Origin of the sequence: Thermus aquaticus (assembly GCF_001280255.1) — a bacterium.
GTDB classification, from domain to species: domain Bacteria; phylum Deinococcota; class Deinococci; order Deinococcales; family Thermaceae; genus Thermus; species Thermus aquaticus.
Map to the genome: position 1 here is coordinate 274,145 of NZ_LHCI01000106.1, position 16,588 is coordinate 290,732.

Annotated in this window: 20 protein-coding genes and 1 pseudogene; 9 read left to right on the plus strand and 12 right to left on the minus strand. The window is 68.3% G+C overall.

The features are described 5' to 3' along the window. Position 1: 1 nt before the first annotated feature. Both BVI061214_RS02410 and BVI061214_RS02415 read left to right on the plus strand, forming a co-directional pair. On the plus strand, positions 2-295 hold the full coding sequence (locus BVI061214_RS02410) for a hypothetical protein (RefSeq protein WP_053767138.1): 294 nt from the start codon (positions 2-4) through the stop codon (positions 293-295). A 22-nt stretch (positions 296-317) separates the two neighbouring features. Next, positions 318-2,576 carry an endonuclease MutS2 gene (locus tag BVI061214_RS02415; protein ID WP_053767139.1) on the plus strand — a complete coding sequence of 753 codons (2,259 nt, stop codon included), beginning with the start codon at positions 318-320 and terminating at the stop codon, positions 2,574-2,576. On the opposite strand, the gene BVI061214_RS02420 is transcribed toward BVI061214_RS02415, so the two are convergent. After that, positions 2,560-3,279 (minus strand): coiled-coil domain-containing protein, encoded by a 720-nt coding sequence (locus BVI061214_RS02420; protein WP_053767140.1) that lies wholly within the window; start codon positions 3,277-3,279, stop codon positions 2,560-2,562. The two genes, BVI061214_RS02415 and BVI061214_RS02420, sit on opposite strands and share 17 nt — an antisense overlap. Before the next feature lie 32 nt (positions 3,280-3,311). Continuing rightward, a complete protein-coding gene (locus tag BVI061214_RS02425; RefSeq protein WP_040684443.1) occupies positions 3,312-3,713 on the minus strand; it encodes an acyl-CoA thioesterase in 402 nt (133 codons plus the stop codon). A gap of 57 nt (positions 3,714-3,770) precedes the next feature. Here BVI061214_RS02425 and BVI061214_RS02430 point away from each other — a divergent pair, with 57 nt between their 5' ends. Continuing rightward, the gene (locus BVI061214_RS02430; RefSeq protein ID WP_053767141.1) at positions 3,771-5,465 is read left to right on the plus strand and encodes a M3 family oligoendopeptidase; all 1,695 of its coding nucleotides are present in this window, start codon (positions 3,771-3,773) and stop codon (positions 5,463-5,465) included. Between the two features lie 79 nt (positions 5,466-5,544). Next, positions 5,545-5,997 carry an arsenate reductase ArsC gene (locus BVI061214_RS02435; protein ID WP_053767142.1) on the plus strand — a complete coding sequence of 151 codons (453 nt, stop codon included), beginning with the start codon at positions 5,545-5,547 and terminating at the stop codon, positions 5,995-5,997. Here the strand turns inward: BVI061214_RS02435 and ubiE are convergent. Then, a complete protein-coding gene (ubiE, locus tag BVI061214_RS02440; protein WP_082333110.1) occupies positions 5,992-6,693 on the minus strand; it encodes a bifunctional demethylmenaquinone methyltransferase/2-methoxy-6-polyprenyl-1,4-benzoquinol methylase UbiE in 702 nt (233 codons plus the stop codon). The two genes, BVI061214_RS02435 and ubiE, sit on opposite strands and share 6 nt — an antisense overlap. 44 nt (positions 6,694-6,737) lie before the next feature. Between ubiE and BVI061214_RS02445 the strand changes: the two genes are divergently transcribed. Both BVI061214_RS02445 and BVI061214_RS02450 read left to right on the plus strand, forming a co-directional pair. Next, positions 6,738-8,567 carry an ABC transporter permease gene (locus BVI061214_RS02445; RefSeq protein WP_156303207.1) on the plus strand — a complete coding sequence of 610 codons (1,830 nt, stop codon included), beginning with the start codon at positions 6,738-6,740 and terminating at the stop codon, positions 8,565-8,567. After that, a complete protein-coding gene (locus BVI061214_RS02450) occupies positions 8,564-9,475 on the plus strand; it encodes an ABC transporter permease (protein WP_053767145.1) in 912 nt (303 codons plus the stop codon). The genes BVI061214_RS02445 and BVI061214_RS02450 overlap by 4 nt, the downstream gene beginning before the upstream one ends. Here BVI061214_RS02450 and BVI061214_RS02455 read toward each other — a convergent pair. The 5 genes from BVI061214_RS02455 to BVI061214_RS02475 are packed head-to-tail and all read right to left on the minus strand — an operon-like array spanning position 9,463 to position 12,515. Beyond that, positions 9,463-9,723, minus strand: a complete 261-nt coding sequence (locus tag BVI061214_RS02455) for a hypothetical protein (protein ID WP_053767146.1) — start codon at positions 9,721-9,723, stop codon at positions 9,463-9,465. The two genes, BVI061214_RS02450 and BVI061214_RS02455, sit on opposite strands and share 13 nt — an antisense overlap. Beyond that, complete coding sequence (locus BVI061214_RS02460; RefSeq protein WP_053767147.1) at positions 9,720-10,256, minus strand: flavin reductase family protein; 537 nt, start codon at positions 10,254-10,256, stop codon at positions 9,720-9,722. Before BVI061214_RS02460 ends, BVI061214_RS02455 begins: the two co-directional genes overlap by 4 nt. Further along, entirely contained in the window at positions 10,253-11,020 is a 768-nt protein-coding gene (locus BVI061214_RS02465; RefSeq protein WP_053767148.1) for a PSP1 domain-containing protein, read from the minus strand. The genes BVI061214_RS02460 and BVI061214_RS02465 overlap by 4 nt, the downstream gene beginning before the upstream one ends. Then, complete coding sequence (locus BVI061214_RS02470; protein WP_053767149.1) at positions 11,017-11,826, minus strand: DNA polymerase III subunit delta'; 810 nt, start codon at positions 11,824-11,826, stop codon at positions 11,017-11,019. Before BVI061214_RS02470 ends, BVI061214_RS02465 begins: the two co-directional genes overlap by 4 nt. Then, a complete protein-coding gene (locus BVI061214_RS02475; RefSeq protein WP_053767150.1) occupies positions 11,793-12,515 on the minus strand; it encodes a metallophosphoesterase family protein in 723 nt (240 codons plus the stop codon). Before BVI061214_RS02475 ends, BVI061214_RS02470 begins: the two co-directional genes overlap by 34 nt. Before the next feature lie 23 nt (positions 12,516-12,538). Between BVI061214_RS02475 and BVI061214_RS02480 the strand changes: the two genes are divergently transcribed. Next, the gene (locus tag BVI061214_RS02480; protein WP_053767151.1) at positions 12,539-13,162 is read left to right on the plus strand and encodes a hypothetical protein; all 624 of its coding nucleotides are present in this window, start codon (positions 12,539-12,541) and stop codon (positions 13,160-13,162) included. 11 nt (positions 13,163-13,173) lie between these two features. After that, positions 13,174-13,374, plus strand: coding sequence for a hypothetical protein (locus BVI061214_RS02485; RefSeq protein WP_053767152.1), 201 nt, complete (start codon positions 13,174-13,176; stop codon positions 13,372-13,374). Here the strand turns inward: BVI061214_RS02485 and BVI061214_RS02490 are convergent. Continuing rightward, a pseudogene (locus BVI061214_RS02490) lies at positions 13,371-13,792 on the minus strand (hypothetical protein). The gene BVI061214_RS02485 and the pseudogene BVI061214_RS02490 overlap by 4 nt on opposite strands. Positions 13,793-13,815: 23 nt before the next feature. After that, positions 13,816-14,793, minus strand: a complete 978-nt coding sequence (locus tag BVI061214_RS02495) for a tetratricopeptide repeat protein (RefSeq protein ID WP_211256772.1) — start codon at positions 14,791-14,793, stop codon at positions 13,816-13,818. On the opposite strand from BVI061214_RS02495, the gene BVI061214_RS02500 reads away from it, so the two are divergent. Continuing rightward, entirely contained in the window at positions 14,750-15,961 is a 1,212-nt protein-coding gene (locus BVI061214_RS02500; RefSeq protein WP_053767154.1) for an MFS transporter, read from the plus strand. The genes BVI061214_RS02495 and BVI061214_RS02500 overlap by 44 nt on opposite strands. Before the next feature lie 40 nt (positions 15,962-16,001). Here the strand turns inward: BVI061214_RS02500 and BVI061214_RS02505 are convergent, their stop codons facing one another. Both BVI061214_RS02505 and BVI061214_RS02510 read right to left on the minus strand, forming a co-directional pair. Further along, positions 16,002-16,157, minus strand: coding sequence for a type II toxin-antitoxin system Phd/YefM family antitoxin (locus BVI061214_RS02505; protein WP_248841708.1), 156 nt, complete (start codon positions 16,155-16,157; stop codon positions 16,002-16,004). Positions 16,158-16,273: 116 nt separating this feature from the next. Next, positions 16,274-16,588: transposase (locus BVI061214_RS02510; protein ID WP_162208005.1), on the minus strand; the 315-nt coding region annotated here is incomplete at its 5' end.

The following is a 16,588-nucleotide window of genomic DNA, read 5'->3' on the forward strand; positions in this document are numbered from 1 at the left end:
AATGGAACCCAAAGGCCCGCCCAAAGACCTCCTCGCCCAAGCGGAAGGCCTTCGGAGCGTGGACCCCAGTACCCCGGGCTTCAGGGAGAGGTTCCTCGCCCTCCTCCTTGAGGCCAAAGCCCGCTGGGAAAGCCTTTCCCCCGAGGAAAAAGGGCGGCTTCTCGCCCTGTTGGGCGCCCTCCTTTCCCTCTTGCCTTGGGGGAGGTTGGGGCGGATCGGGGCTCTCTTCCAGAGGGCCACAAGCCCCCAGGCCCAGCTCCTTTTGCGGCTGGCCCTCAGGCTCCTAAAGCGCTAGCCCCGGGCTATACTGGGCTTTTGTGCGGGACGTCCTCGAGGTCCTGGAGTTCCCCAAGGTGAAGGCCCTCCTGGCAACGAGGGCCAAGACCCCCTTGGGGCAGGAGCTGGCCCTCGGCCTGGCTCCCCTTTCCCGGGAAGAGGCGGAAAGGCGCCACGGCCTCACCCAGGAGGCCCTCAGCTACCCCTACGCCCTCCCCGAGGCCGGGGCCTTGAAGGCGGCCTGGGAGCGGGCCAAGGCGGGAGGGAGGCTTTCCGGCCCCGAGCTCCTTCGGGCGGCCCAGGCCCTCGAGGAGGCCATGGCCCTCAAGGAGGAGCTCCTTCCCCTGCAAAACGCCCTGAGCCAGGTGGCGGCGGGCATCGGGGACCACGGGGCCTTCCTCCTTCGGGTCAGGAAGGCCCTGGACGAGGAGGGGGCGGTGCGGGACGAGGCCAGCCCCCGCCTCAAGCAGATCCGCCAGGAACTCCACCCCCTGCGCCAGGAGATCCTGAACCGCCTTTACGCCCTCATGGACCGGCACAAGGAGGCCGTCCAGGACCGCTTCGTCACCCTTAGGCGGGAGCGCTACTGCATCCCGGTGCGGGCCGGGATGGCCCATAAGATCCCGGGCCTCCTCCTGGACGAGTCCGAGTCCGGGGCCACCCTCTTCATAGAGCCCCTCTCAGTGGTCAAGCTCAACAACCGCCTCTACGCCCTTAGGCTCCAGGAGGAGGAGGAGGTGAACCGGATCCTCAGGGAACTCTCCCAGCGCCTGGCCGAGGACCCCGGGGTGCCGGGGACCCTCGAGGCCCTGGCCCTTCTGGATCTAGTCCAGGCCCAGGCCGCCTTGAGCAGGGACCTGGGGCTTTCCCGCCCCCGGTTCGGGGAGGGCTACGCCCTGGAGGAGGCCTTCCACCCCCTCATAGAGAACCCGGTCAAGAACAGCTTCGCCCTGGACGAAACCCACCGCCTCCTCCTCATCTCCGGCCCCAACATGGGGGGCAAGACGGCCCTCCTCAAGACCCTGGGCCTCGCCGTCCTCATGGCCCAGTCCGGCCTCTTCGTGGCCGCTAAGAGGGCCACCCTGGCCTGGCCCGACCGGGTCTACGCCGACATCGGCGACGAGCAGTCCCTTCAGGAAAGCCTCTCCACCTTCGCCGGGCATCTGAAGCGCCTCAAGGAGATGCTGGAAGGGGCCACGGAGAGGAGCCTGGTCCTCATAGACGAGCTGGGAAGCGGCACCGACCCCGAGGAGGGGGCGGCCCTCTCCCAGGCCATCCTCGAGGCCCTCCTGGCCCGCGGGGTCAAGGGGATGGTCACCACCCACCTCTCCCCCCTCAAGGCCTTCGCCCAGGGGCGGGAGGGGATCATGAACGCCTCCATGCGCTTTGACCTGGCCACCCTGCGCCCCACCTACGAGCTGGTCCTGGGGGTGCCGGGGCGGAGCTACGCCCTGGCCATCGCCCGGAGGCTGGCCCTGCCCGAGGCGGTCCTGAGGCGGGCCGAGGCCCTCCTCCCCGAGGGAGGGCGGCTGGAAGCCCTTCTGGAGAAGCTAGAGGCCGAGCGCCTGGCTCTCATGGAGGAAAAGCGCCACCTGCAGAAAGCCCTGGAGGAGGCCGAGGCCCTGAAGCGGGAGCTTCTGGCCCGGGAGAAGGGCTTCGCCGAGGAGCGGCAAAGGCGCCTGAAGGCCCTCGAGGAGGAGGTGCGTCAGCGCCTTCTCCAGGTGGAGGCCGAAATCAAGGCCATCAGGGAGAAGGCCAGGACCGAGGGCAAGCGGGACGCCCTGAGGGAGCTCATGGCCCTGAAGGAGCGCTACGCCAAGAAGGCCCCGCCGCCCCCGCCCCCCCCGGGCCTCACCCCGGGCCAAGCGGTGGAGGTGCCCTCCTTGGGGAAGCGGGGCCGGCTCCTGGAGATCCGGGGAGAGGAAGCCCTGGTCCAGGTAGGCCCCCTAAAGATGAGCCTGAAGGCCGCCGAGCTCAAGCCCCTCCAGGAGGAGGCTACCCCCAAGGCCCTCCCCCTCAGGCCCCGCCGGGAGGTGAAGGAGGTGGACCTCCGGGGCCTCACCGTGGAGGAGGCCCTTCTGGAAGTGGATAGCGCCCTGGAGGAGGCCCGCGCCCTGGGCCTCCCCACCCTCCGCCTCCTCCACGGCAAGGGCACGGGCGCCTTACGCCAGGCCATCCGGGAGGTTTTGCGCCGGGACAAACGGGTGGAGGCCTTCGCCGACGCGCCCCCCAACGAGGGAGGGCACGGGGTCACGGTGGTGGTCCTGAAGGGGGGAGCCTCCCCTAGCGCAAAAGGGTGAGGACTCCCAGAACCACGGCGATGGCCGTGAAGTAGAGCATGGCCTTGTTGAAGGCGGTGTTGATCTCCGCCTTCACCTCCTGGCGGAGGCCGGCCATCTCCTGGCGGAGGCCTGAGATCTCGGCCCGCACCTCCTGGCGCAGGCCGTTGAACTTCTCCTCCATCTCCTGGCGGAAGCCGGCCATTTCCGCCCTCATCTCCTGGCGAAGCCCGTCCATCCCTTGGCGAAGACCGGCGATCTCCGCCCTCACTTCCTGGCGGAGCCCGTCCATCTCCTGGCGGAGGCCCGCAATCTCGGCCCGCACCTCCTGGCGCAGACCATTGAACCTCTCCTCCATCTCCTGGCGAAGCCCGGAGATCTCCGCCTTCACCTCCTGGCGGAGCCCGTCCATCTCCTGGCGGAGGCCCGCAATCTCGGCCCGCACCTCCTGGCGCAGACCATTGAACCTCTCCTCCATCTCCTGGCGAAGCCCGGAGATCTCCGCCTTCACCTCCTGGCGCAGGCCGTTGAACTTCTCCTCCATCCCCTGGCGGAGGCCTGAGATCTCGGCCCGCACCTCCTGGCGGAGGCTGGCCATCTCCGCCTTCACCTCCTGGCGGAGAAGGTCCATCCTCGCCTCCAGGGCGGACACCCGGTCGGGGAGGACGGCCATCACCCCTTCCACGATGCCCTCTAGCTTGTAGAGGCGTTCTTCTACGGTCATCTGGCTCTCAGGATAGCAGACCCGCCCGCACCTTAAAGAGGCCTTCCCTCCACTGCAGCGATGCGGGCCCGCACCTCCTGGGGAAGAGGGGCAGGCCTTCCTCCCTCCAGCCAGACCTGGACCGTCTTCCCCCGGGCTGCCTCCTCCCCCGCCGCCAGAACCAGGTACTCCATGTCAAAGCTGGAGCGCCCCAGGCGGACCACCCGCACCCCCACCTCCACCGGGTCCTGCAGGAGGATGGGTCTCAGGAAGTCCACCTCGGCCCGAGCCAGGATGAAGTGCCCCTTGCCCACCCAGTCCGGCTCCAACCGGGAGAAGTAAGCCGCGCGGGCCACCTCCAGATAGGTGAGGTAGACGGCGTTGTTCACGTGCCCCAGAGCGTCCAGGTCGCGGAAGCGCACCTGGATGGGCACCACCACGGGAAAGCCTTCCACGGGGAAAAAGCTTACCATCTCCCGGCCTCTGACCCAGGGGTCAGGTAAAGTGGGGTCATGACGGAGACCACCTGGGACCTGACCCCCCTTTTCCCCAGCCTAGAAAGCCCGGAGTTCCAGAGGGCCTGGCAGGGCCTAAGGGAGCGCATCGGCGGGCTTAAGGACCTCCTGGAGCGGGAAGCCCCCCTCCAGGAGGTCCTCTTTGCCCTAGACACCCTCTTTGAGGAGGCCCTTCCCCTTCAGGCCTACCTCTACGCCCGCTTCAGCGCCAACACCGCCGACGAGGCCGCGTTGGCCAAGCTCTCCGAGCTAGAGATCCTCCTCCTGGACTTCCAGCGCCTAAGGCCACGCCTCACCCGCTACCTGGCCCTGCAGGACCCGGAGGAGGCGGGCCCTTACCGCCTCCTTGTGGAGGAAGCCCGGCTTTTCGCCCTCCACATGATGCCTGAAGGGGAGGAGACCCTGGCGGCGGAGCTCTCCCTCTCCGGCCGGGGGGCCTGGGCCAAGCTCCACGAGAACCTGACCAGCCAGATCACGGCGGTGGTGGACGGGGAGGAAATGCCCATCACCAAGGTGCGCAACCTCTATTTCCGTCCCGAGGAAGACGTGCGCAGGAAAGCCTACCAGGCGGAGCTTCTGGCCTGGGAGCAAAACCAGGTGCCCATCGCCTACGCCCTGAACGGGGTGAAGGGGGAGGCGGTGGTGCTGAACCGCAGGCGGGGCTTTCGGGACGACCTAGAGCCCACCCTCCTGCAAAACCGCATCACCAGGAAGGCCCTTCTGGCTATGCAGGAGGCGGTGGAGGAAAGCCTGCCCCTCTTTCGGCGCTACTACCTTCTGAAGGCCAAAGCTCTAGGCAAGGAGCGCCTGGACTGGTGGGACCTCTTCGCTCCCATAGGCCAGGGGCGGCGCTGGACCCTGGAGGAGGCCCGAGGCTTCATCGTGGAGAAGCTCGCCGCCTTCTCCCAAAACGCCGCCCAGGTGGCGGAGGTGGCCTTTAGGGAGCGCTGGATGGATCTCCTCCCCCGCAAGGGCAAGGTGGGCGGGGCCTACTGCATGCCGAGGGGTGGGGGCAAGAGCCTGATCCTGGCCAACTACGAGGAAAGCTTTGAGTCCGTCTCTACCCTGGCCCACGAGCTGGGCCACGCCTACCACAACTTCGCCCTGGCCCGGGTCCCCGCCTCCTTGCGGGAGGTGCCCATGACCTTGGCGGAGACGGCCAGCATCATGAACGAGACCCTGGTGGTGGAAGCCGCCCTGAAGGAGGCCTCCCCCGAGGAGGGCCTCCTGATCCTGGACGCCTACCTGCAGGGAGCGGCCCAGGTGGTAGTGGACATCTATAGCCGCTTCCTCTTTGAGTCCTGGGTCTTCGCCCGCAGGAAGGAACGGGAGCTTTCCCCAAGGGAGTTCAAGGAGCTCATGGTGGAGGCCCAGAAAAGGGCCTACGGGGAGGCTCTGGCCTCCTTCCATCCCTACATGTGGGCGGTGAAGGGGTACTACTACGGCTCTGACTTTTACAACTACCCCTACACCTTCGGCCTCCTCTTCGGCCTGGCCCTCTACAGCGAGGCCAAGGAGGACCCGGCCTTCATGGAGCGCTACGAGGGGCTCCTGGCCGAGTCCGGGATGCACACCGCCAAGGCCCTGGCGGCCCGGTTCGGCTTTGACCTGGAAAGCCCGGAGTTCTGGCGGAAGGGCCTGAAGGTCCTGGCCGATAAGGTGGAGGAGCTAGAGCGCCGCCTCCCGGCTTAGCCCCTTCCTTTTCCCCACCGGGCAGTCCCCTTGCACCCTCCTGACCGTCCTCTGACCCAAGGGGAGTAGCCTGAAGAGGATGCGGCTTCTCGTCCTCTGCACCCACAACTCCGCCCGCAGCCAGATGGCGGAGGCCTGGCTCAAGCACCACGCCCGGGCGCTGGGGGTGGACCTCGAGGTCCACTCCGCCGGCACGGAGAAGACCTACGTGAAGGAGGAGGCCAAGCAGGTGATGGCCGAGGTGGGCCTGGACCTCACGGGCCACTTCTCCAAGACCCTTCTTGAGGTGCCGGACCCCTGGAACTTTGACCTGGTCCTCACCGTCTGCGACCAGGCCAAGGAGGCCTGCCCCGCCTACCCCGCCGAGACCCAAAAGCGCCACGTTTCCTTTCCCGACCCCACCGGCAGGCCCCTGGAAGAGTGGCGCCGGGTCCGGGACGCCCTGGGGCGGATGAGCCTTTACCTGGTGGAAAGCCTGAAGAAAGGCGAGATCCCCTCGGACCAGGCGCTAAAGGAGGCTAGCGGCCTATAGGTCCCCCACGTGAATGGCCGCCACGCCAAAGGTGAGGAGCTCGTAGCGCACGGAAAACCCCGCCTCCTCCATGAGGGCCTTCAGGGCCTCCGGGGGCGGGAAGGCTTCCACGCTTTCCGGCAGGTAGCGGTAGGCACTAAAGCTCCCGGAGATGAGCCCCCCCAAAAAGGGCAGAACCCGCTGGAAGTAGACCCGGTAGACCAGCCCAAAGGCCCCCTTGGGGGGCGGGGGGAACTCCAGGATCACCAGCCTCCCCCCAGGGGCGAGGACCCGGCGAAGCTCGGCCAGGGCCTTCCGGTAGTCGGCGAAGTTGCGGAAGCCGAAGGCGATGGTGACGGCGTCAAAGCTCCCGTCGGGAAAGGGAAGGGCCAGGGCGTCCGCCTCCTGGAAGGCCACGGAAAGCCCCCGGGCGCTGGCCTTTTTGCGGGCGATCTCCAGCATGGGAGGGGCGAAGTCGGCCCCCACCACCTCCGCCTCAGGGGCGGAGGCCTTGAGGAGGAGGGCCAGGTCCCCGGTGCCTGTGGCCAGGTCCAGGATGCGCCTAGGGCCCTTCTCCAGGGCCAGGGCCACCGCCCGCCTGCGCCAGCGTAGGTCGGCCCCCAAGGAGAGGAGGCGGTTTAGGAGGTCGTAGCGGGGGGCGATCTCGGAAAACATCCGCCGCACCCGGGTGGCCTTTTCCTCAGGCGAAGCCGCCACGAGGGGGAGTCTAGCATCCCCAGGGGTAGGGTACAATCGGGCACGTGCGAAGGGACCATAGGCGCCTCGAGGCCCTGGTGCTTCTGGGAGGGGCCCTTACCCTCCTCCTCTGGTACCTGGCCCCCTGGGCGGTGCCCCACCGGCTCTTTGGCGGCGAAGGCGTGCTCCTCAACCCCTTTGGCCACCACCTGCCCCAGGGAAGCCTGCCCCAGGGCTACCGGGATGGCTGGCTCGGCCTCGTCTTCTACCTCTCCCTGGCCTGGCTCCTCCTGAGCCTGGCCCTGCCCTGGCGGATGGGGCCTAAGGGGGCCTACCTGGCGGGAGCTTTGGGCCTCGGCCTTTTCCTCCTCGCCTACGTCCTCTTCCAAAGCAGCGTGGCCCAGGTCAACGTCGGGGCGGAAAGGCCCCTCCTCAGGCGGTACAGCCTGGGCCTGGGAAGCTACACCACCCTGGCCTATAGCCTCTACCTCCTCCTCCTGGGCCGGGTCTTCTCCCCCGGGGGGCTGGCCTTTCTGGTGCGGCGGCGGGGGGTGGTGGTTCCCCTCTTCTCCCTCCTCTTGGCCTCCCTCCTAGGGGGGGTCATCGTGGCCATCCTTAAGGAAACCCCCGGGGAGGCGGCGAGCCTCAGGGAAGGCTTCATGCTGAAGCTGGACCTCATCACCTACACTTACCAGCTCCTCTTTAGCCCCCTGGTGAACCCCTCGGGCTTTTTGCAAAGCCTCCTTCTAGCCACCCCCCTCATCTTCACCGGGCTGGCCGTGGCCTTGGGCTTCCGGGGCGGGCTCTTCAACATCGGGGCCCCGGGGCAGCTCATCATGGGGGCCATCGCCGCCATGCTGGTGGGGGTCTACCTGCCCGGGCCCAGGTGGCTGGTCCTGCCCCTGGCCATCCTGGCCGCCGCTATGGCCGGAGGGCTCTGGGGGGCTTTGGTGGGCTGGCTCAAGGCCCGCTTCGGGGCCCACGAGGTCATCAACACCATCATGTTCAACTACATCGCCGCCAGCGTTTTCCTCTTCCTCATCTCCGCCAACGAGTACAAGTTCTTCGGGTACACCCTTTATCTGCCCTTCAAGTACCCGGGCTATGAAGCCCGGAGCTACGAGATCCGCCCCGAGGCCCGCCTCCCCCACTGGACGGACCTGGTGGCCCCGGGAGGGGAGCTCTCCTTCGCCCTGCCCCTGGCCCTCCTCCTCGGCCTTTTAGGCTACCTGCTGGTGCGGAGAAGCCTGGGGCACCGGGTCCTGGCCGCCTTCCTCCTGGGGGCTTTGGGGTACGGGGTGGGGGGGCTTCTCCCCGGCCTCCCCGTGAGCTTCGGCCCCGACCTCACCTCGGTGCGCCTCAACGGGGCCTTCCTCATCGCCCTCCTGGCCCTCCTCTTCTTCCACCTCTACGTGTTCCGCACCGTGGGAGGGTACGAGCTCAGGGCCATGGGCCTCGCCCCCAAGGCGGCGGAGTACGGGGGGGTGATGGCCGGGCGGAAGGTGGTCCTCATCATGTTCCTGGCGGGGGCCCTGGCAGGCTTGGCCGCCACCCATTACGTGCTGGGCGGGGGGATAGACGAGTACCGCCTGAAGCAGTCCCTCCCCTACTCCGTGGGCTTTGACGGCATCGCCGTGGCCCTCATGGGGCAGAACACCCCGGTGGGTGTGGGCCTCGCCGCCTGGCTTTTCGGCATCCTCCTCACCGGGGGGCTCCAGGTGAACCTGCAGCTGGGCATCAGCCGGGAGCTGGTGGCGGTGCTCCAGGCCCTCGTGGTCCTCTTCATCGCCGCCGGGGGCTTCCTGCCCCGCTACTTCACCGACCCCCTGAGGGCGGCCGAGGTGGAGCTCAAGGAGGAGACCAGAAAACGGGAGGGCGAGGAGGTGCAAAGATGAACCTGGACGTGGCTTTCTGGACGGCCCTCTTCCTCTCCACCCTGCGGCAGACCACCCCCCTTCTCTTCACCGCCTTAGGGGGAATGTTCTCGGAGAGGAGCGGGGTGACCAACATCGCCCTCGAGGGCATCATCCTCTTCGGGGCCCTGACGGCGGCGGTGGTGGTGGAGCGCTTTGAGGCCGCCTTGGGCCCTGGGCCCCACCCCTGGCTCCCCTGGGTGGGGGTCCTTTCGGCCATGGGGGTGGGGGGCCTGGTGGCCGCGGTGCACGCCGTGGTCTCCATAAAGTACCGGGCGGACCAGATCATCAGCGCCACCGCCATCAACCTCCTGGCCCTGGGGGCCCCGAGCCTGGTCCTCACCTACTTCTACGGCAACGCCACCAGCTCCAAGGAGGTGGCGAACCGCCTCCCCCTCCTCCTCGGCCTCTCCCCCCTGGTCTACCTGGCCTTCCTCCTGGTGCCCGTGGCCTGGTGGGTCCTCTTCAAGACCCCTTTTGGCCTCCGCCTCCGGGCCGTGGGGGAGCACCCCGAGGCCGCCGACACCCTGGGGGTGAACGTATACCGCCTCCGCTACACCGGGGTCATCCTCTCCGGGGTGCTGGCGGGCCTGGCGGGGGCCTACCTTTCCATCGGCTTCCTCAACCAGTTCGTGCGGGGGATGTCGGCGGGGATGGGCTTCATCGCCCTAGCGGCCATGATCTTCGGCAACTGGCACCCCCTTGGCATCCTCTTCTCCACCCTCCTCTTCGGCTTCGCTAGCGCCCTCGCCATCCAGCTCCAGGGCACGGAGATCCTGCCCGCCGTCTTGGTCCAGGCCTTCCCCTACGTGGTCACCGTGCTGGTGCTGGCGGGGTTCATCGGCAGAAGCCGTCCCCCGGGGGCGGTGGGCAAGCCCTACGAGAAGTGAAGCTTCCGCAGGCGCCCGAGGCGGAAGAAGAGCCGGAGGCGGCTCCCGTCCCGGAAGGCGAGCTCCACCCCGCCCCTACCCAGGGCGAAGCCCGAAAGCCCTTCCGCCCCCTCCCCCTGGGCGAAGCGGGCGTGGCCGTCTTGCCGCAGGTAGAGGAACCCCTTCTCCAGCCACACCTGGGCCTCGGTCCCCTGGCGGTTTAGGCTCAGGCGGCGCACCCTCCGGGCCCAAACCTCGGCCTCGCTCACGGCGTGAAGGCCTCCTCGGCGGGGCGGCCGTAGAGGCCCTTGCCGTAGTAGAGGAGGGAAAGGCCGGGCAAGGGCCTCCCCTTTTCGTCCAGAAGGCCCTCCTCCTCCCACACCGCCACCACCCGTCCCACGAAGAGGTCGTGGTCCCCGAAGGGCCGCACCTCCACGAGCTCCAGCTCGTAGGCGGCGTAGGCCCCCTCCAGGATGGGCACCCCAAAGTGGCCCAGGAAGTGGGGGGTTTGGCCCTTGTCCACCTCCCGGCCCGAACGGCTTCCCAGCCAGTGGATCAGGGCCCCTTGGGCGTGGGGGTGGAAGCTCGCCGAGAAGCGCCGGGCCTTTAGCAATAGCCCGTGGGTGAAGCGCTTGGGGCTGATGGAGACCCCGAAGAGGGGTGGGTCGGCGGAAAGCCCCGTGTTCCAGACCGCCGGGCAGAAGTTGACCTTTTGCTCCAGCCTAACCCCCACCACGGCGGGGACGCCGGGGGAGTAGTGGTAGAAGGCGGGGAGGGGGCCTTGGGGCAGGTAGCTCCTCACGAGAGCTCCTCCTTGGGAACCTCCAGGCTCTTCCCGTCCTCCAAAAGCACCTCCACCGTGCCCTTCAGGGGGTTCACCTTCTGCACCTTGCCGCAGAGGCCCGCCTTGGTGCAAACCCGGGCGTTCTTTTTGGGAAGCTCGGCCAGAAGCTCCTGGTAGACGGGGTGCTCGTAGGTGAGGCAGCAGAGGAGGCGGCCGCAGGGCCCGGAGATCTTCTCCGGGGAGAGGGGAAGCCCTTGGTCCCGGGCCAGCTTGATGGAGACCTGGGCGAAGCCCTGGAGCCAGGTGGAGCAGCAGGACTCCATGCCGCAGGCCCCCAAGGCCCCCAGGTACTGGGCCTCCTCCCTGGGGCCCTCGGCCAGAAACTCCACCCGGGCCCCGTAGCGCTCCTGGAGCTCCCGGGCGAAGGCCCTTAGGTTCACCCGCTCCGCCGCGGCGTAATGGACGGTGAGGTGGCGACCCTCCAGGGTGAAGTCGCACCCCAGGACCTTGGCCGCCACCCCTTCCTCCTTGAGGCGGGCCTTGAGGTAGAAAAGGGCCTCCTCCGCCTTGGCCCTGAGCCTCGCCGCCCGGTCCAGGTCCTCCTTGCTGGCCAGGCGCACCACCTCCCCCACCTCCTTTTGCCGCCTGGGAGGGGTGCGGACCCGGCCCACCTCGAGGCCCCGGCTGGTCCGCACCACCACGTAGGCGTCCAGGGGCGGAGGCTCCCCCTGGAAGCGGAAGTAGCGGAGGACGGGGGTGCGGAAACGGACGCCCACGGTCATAGCTCTAAGTCTAAGGCCAGGCGGGCCAGCACGAGGTTGGGGCTCACATAGGCCTCCAGGGCCTCCCGGGCCCTATCCAAGGCCAGGAGGGCCCGGGGGCGGTTTTGGAGGAGGGCGCGGAGGAGGTAAAACCCCTCCTCCTCGGCCAAAAGCTCCTCCAAAAGGCCCAGGCGCTCCAGAGGGGGGCTTTGCAAAACCCTCCTCGCCATCTTGAGCCTTTCCTGGAAGGCCAGGGGGTCAGAAAGGGCCTTGAGGAGGCGGCCTGGGGCCCCGGCGGCGTAGGCGAGGAGGTCTGGGTCCTGGGTCAGGGCGCGCAGCCTTTCCTCGGGAACCGGACCAAAGGCCACCTCCAGGGCCCGGCTCTTCAGGGTGGGGAGGAGGGTCTCCCCGCTGGGGGCGATGAGGATGATGCGCCCGTAGCTGGGAGGCTCCTCCAGGAGCTTCAAGAGGGCGTTGGCGGCCGCCTCGGTGAGGAGGTGGGCGGCGTCCAGGATGGCCACCTTGACCCGCTCCCGGGGGTGGCTCTGGAACCAGTCAAAGAGGGGCTCCACCTCCTCGAGGCGGACCTCGGCCTCCCCCCTCAGGCCCCGCTCCTTGGGGCCGATCTCCAGGAGGTCGGGGTGGGCCTCCAGGAAGGGCGGGGGGAAGCCCCGGTTGAGGCCCAGGGCGTACCAGCGGGCTACGAGCCGCCTGCCCACCCCCTCGGGCCCCGAGAAGAGGAGGGTGGCGGTCTTGAGCCTGGGCAGAAGCTCCAGAATGGCCTCGTGGCCGATTATTCCCCAAGGGTGAGGCGGGCGTAGAGCCACTCGGGAAACCCCTCCTCCAGTAAGCGCCTCCGGACGGCCGTCAGGTCGTAGTTCACCCGGTAAAACTCCAGGCGGTCCCCCTCCCAAAGGGCGAAGGCCGCCCCCGGAACCCCGTCCCTGGGCTGGCCCACGGAGCCGGGGTTGGCCAGGGCCCGCACCGTGGGGGGGAGGACCAGCTCCCCACCTTCGGGGAAGGCCTGGTAGCGAACCCAGGGCTTGGGCCCCTGGAGCTCCAAAAAGGCCCCCGCCAGATGGGTGTGCCCGTGAAAGGCGAGGCGGGCCTCCATGCAGCGGAAGGCCTCCCGGGCGAGAGCCAGGTCGTCCAGGTACTCCATGGGATCGCAGGGGCTCCCATGGACCAGAAGGGCCCCCTCCACCTCCTTCTGCCAGGACCAGGAGGCCATGAACTCCAGGTGCCGGGGAAGGAGGCGGGCCTTCTGCCAGGCCAGGATCTCCAGGACCACCCCCTCCACCGGCAGGCGCTCCAGGGCCAGGAGCCAGGCATCGTGGTTGCCCAAGACGCACTCCGCCCCCACCGCCATCAGCCAGTCCAGCACCCGGTCCCCGTCCGGGTAATAGCCCACCGCGTCTCCCAGGAAGAGGACCCGGTCAAAGGCCGGGGCCTTTTGCAAAAGGGCCTCCAGGGCGGGCCAGTTCCCGTGGATGTCGGAGAGGACCAGGTAGCGCACGGGGCTTAGAATAGCATGAGCCTATGGCCTCCGAGCTCTTGGAACGCCTCTCTCAGGACCTGGAACTCCTTTCCGAACACGTGCGGGCGGCTTTGGACGAGTTCGGCACCCTTCTCGCTTACCTGGAGGGGAGGCGGGGCGGGGGCACCGTCCTCCTCCACGCCCCCTATACCGAGGCCATCCCCGTGCTCCAGGCCCTGAACGGCCTCACCTTCCGGGGGCGGATCCTTCTGGCCCTGGACCCCTCCCCCCTCTCCCCCACCCTGGAAGAGCGCCCCCTGACGGGCCCCACCCGCTCCCCGCTGGAGCACCTCCTCGAGGTGCACCGCCCCCAGCGCCTCCTCCTGGCCTTCCCCGGGGAGGGGCTTGGGGTGCGCTTTCCCGGGGGAAAGGAGACCCAAGAGGGCTGGCGGCCTCTTTCGGCGGAAGGGGAGCCCCTCACCCTCCACGTACAGGCCCCCACGGGCCTCACGTACAAGGAGATTAGGGCCTACGAGGCCTGGGAAAGCCCCCCCTTGCCCCTCTCCCTGCCCCAGGGGGAAGGCCCCTACCTGGGGACCGTGGGCCGGGCCCTGGGGATTCCCACCTATGGGGTGGGGATGCTAGACTTGAGGGCGAACCTGGAGGCGGTGCTGGGCCTCTGGTAAGGGAGGAAGCCATGGTCTATATCGCGCTGTTCGCCCTGGGAGCGGCCATTGTAACCCTGCTTTTCTACTTGATCCTGAACCCCCGGGTCCTCACCACGGAGGGGGAGACCTTTGACCTGCGCTTCGTCCTCTTCATGCTGGCGTTGATCGTCCTCTCCGCCGCCACCGTGGCCCTCATCCTCATCCTGGGCCGCATGTACCACCTGCTTTAGCCGGAAGCCTCGAGGAGGACCTCCGGGGAGGCCTCCCCCCGGAGGTACTGCAGGTCTTTTTGCAGGAAGGACCGGGTGGCCTCGAGGACCGGGGCGAACTCCAGGGGGAACTGGTCCTTCAGGTGGGCCACGCAATGTAAAAGCCCCTCCACCAGCTCCTTTTCCTGCTCCCGCCTCCTTTTGCCCCCCTCAGGGAGCTTTGGGCCAGGCGCTCCAGCCGCCGCACCAGGCAGACCCTGGGCTCTCCCCCCACCCCCTCACAGGGCAGGCCCGGGGCCCCGGAGCAGGTGGCGTAGGTCTTCTCGTAAAGGGGGGCCAGCTCGGGGTGGCCCAGGAGGGCGGGCCCCAGGGGCCCGGCGTGGGCCGCCGCCAGGCGCAGGTACTGGGCGTGGCGGGCGCGGCGGACCAGAACCTCCATGACCCAAGGATATCCCCGCCCCCTCAGGACAAATGGCCCAGCCGAAAAGGGGTCCTGAGGCCCACCTGAGCCATGGCCCTGGCCTCCTCCGGGGCCCAGGAAAGGGCGAGAACCCCCTTATAGGCCCTTAGCGCCCGCTCCCTCTCCCCGGCCAGGTCCAGAAGCTGGCCGAAGCGGGCGAGGACATAACCCGGCAGGTACTCGGGGCGCCCGAAGTCCATGCGGAAGACCTCCTCCATGAGGCCCAAGGCCTCCCGCCACTCCCCCGCCGCCAGGTAGATCTGGGCCGCCAGGTAGAGGGCCTCGGGGCTCCCGATGGCGAAAAGCCCCTCCAGAAGCCCCGCCCAGTCGTCCTCCTCCCGAAGCTGCCAGGCCCGGTCCAGAAGGGCCCGCTCCCTTTCGGCCTCCGTGGGCTCGTGGGGCTTGGGCAGAGCGCCCGGGAAGGCCTCGGCCAGGAAGGGGTAGTCCAGGACCTCGGCCAGAACCGCCCCCTCCTTGCCCCTTAGGGCCTCGGCCACCTGGGCCATCCGCCTTTTGCGGAAGCCCGTGGCCGGCCCCTCGCCGAAGGCCTGGGCGAAGCCCTCGTAAATCTCCCGTATCTTTTCCAAAAACTCGCCGGAGGTGAGGGCCTCGAGGGTCAGAGGCCTCTTCAGAAGCTCAAGGAGGGCCTGGTCAAAGGCGGCCATGCGCTCCAGGTGGGGCTTGCCCAGGGAGTGCTGGGCCAGGGCCTCGCGGAAGACCTCCGCCTCCCCCTTGAGGTGGGCCTCCCGGTCCAGGGCCACCACAGGCACCCCCCGCTCCTCCGCCCAGGGGAGGACGTGGAAGAGGAGGGGGTCCTCCTCCCGCCACCTCCCCGTCTCCAGGGCCTCCGGGGAAAGGGAGGCCAGGTAGAGGACCTCTGGGCGGGCCCTTTCCAGGATGGCCAGAACCGTGGCCGCGTTGTAGCGTGGGTGCAGGATGTGGAAGGGGCCGAGGGAGGGCAAAAGCAGCATCCTCACCATCTTAGACCTGCGGGAGAGGAACTACCGGCTGGCGGTGGTGAACGGCTGGCTGGTCTGGCTGGGGGACACCTTTTTAAACCCCAACATCGTCCTTTCCGGCTTCGCCGCCAAGCTGGGGGCCCCGGGAGCCCTGATCGGCCTCCTGCCCGCCCTCCTCCAGGCGGGAGGGATGATCCCCCAGGCCTTTTTGGCCCCCTGGGTGGCCCGCCTGCCCAAGAAGATCGTCCTCTACCGCAGGGTGGCCGCCCTACGGCTTTCCGGGGTGGTCCTCATGGCCCTCTCCGCCTTCCTCTTCGGGCAAAACCCCACGCTCCTCCTGGCGGGCTTCCTCCTGGGCCTCCTCTTGAACGCCCTCTTCACCGGGGTCTCTAGCCTCCCCTTCTGGGAGGTGGTGGCCAAGACCACGCCCCCAGAGAAGCGGGCCGCCCTCTTCAGCGCCCGCAACCTGGTGGGGGGGCTTCTCGCCTTCCTGGCGGGGTTTCTGGTGCGGGAGGTCCTGGCCCTCCCCCTGCCCTACGCCCTCCTCTTCGCCTTGGGCGCCCTGGCCTTCGGCCTCGGCTGGTACCTCTTCGGCCTCACCGACGAGCCCGAGGAGGCCCCCAATGAGACCCGGCTGGACCTAAAAGCCCCCCTGAGGCGGTCGGAGTTCCGCCGCTACCTCAGGGTGCGGCTCCTCCTGGGCCTGGCGGGCATGGCGGAGCCCTTCTACGCCGTGTACGCCGTGCGGGTCCTGGGGAAGAGGGAGGAGCTTGGCCTCTACCTGGCCTTCTACGCCCTGGCCTTCACCCTCTCCAACCTCCTCTGGGCCCGCCTGGCGGAGAGGGGCTCCAAACGGGTCCTGCTGGCGGGGGCCTTTCTGGGCCTTCTCGCCCCTTTTCTCGCCATGGCCCTTCCCTCCGGGGCCTTCGGCCTGGTCTTCCTCCTCCAGGGGGCCTACCTGGCCGCCTTGGGCCTCGCCACCACCACCTACCTCCTCAACCTGGCCCCGCCCGAGGAGCGGAGCGCCTCCATCGGCCTCGCCAACTCCATCTCGGGCCTCTTCGCCTTCTCCACGGTCCTCGGGGGGTACCTCTCCGACCGCCTGGGCTTTCCCGCCCTCTTCCTTCTGGCCGCCCTCTTCTATGCCCTGGCCCTTTACGCCGGCAGGAAGCTTCCCGAGGAGGGGTAGGCTACCAAGTAGAGAAAGGCGTGGGTGTCTAGGAGAAGCCTCATAGACCGAAGGCCTGGGCCATCCCCAGAGGAAGGGGGGCGTCAAAGTCCTCCCCGATGCGCAGGCGGCCCTTAAAGCGGCCGAACTGGCGCTTCTTCCTGGCCCGGTAGGGCACCAGGAGGGCCACGGGCTCCGCGCCGCGCAGGAAAACCACCTGCTCCCCCAGGGCCAACTCCTTGAGGAACTGGGAAAGCTCCGTTAATCTGCTTCACCCTCCCAGGGTAAGCCAAGGGCTTATAAGAGGCTGTCGTAAAAGTCCTCCAGGGGCAGTTACGCGGCCCTGGCTAGCCGCTTCACCAACAATCGTAGCATGCCCAGATAGACCCAGGCCTCGCTTACCCGAGGGTTCTCCTCATAGTCCTTGGCAAGACGCCGGTTCCGCCCCAGCCAGGCAAAGGTCCTCTCCACCACCCACCTCTTAGGTAAAGGCTTGAACCCACGCTCCCGCGGAATCTCCGGCACCTCCGCCCCCTCCCGCACCCAGACCCCCCGTACCCCCGCGTAGGGACGGGCCACCACCTCCAGCTCCAAACCCAGGGAAGAAGCCGTCTCCTTGAGGCCCCGGTACCCCCAGTCCACGAAAAG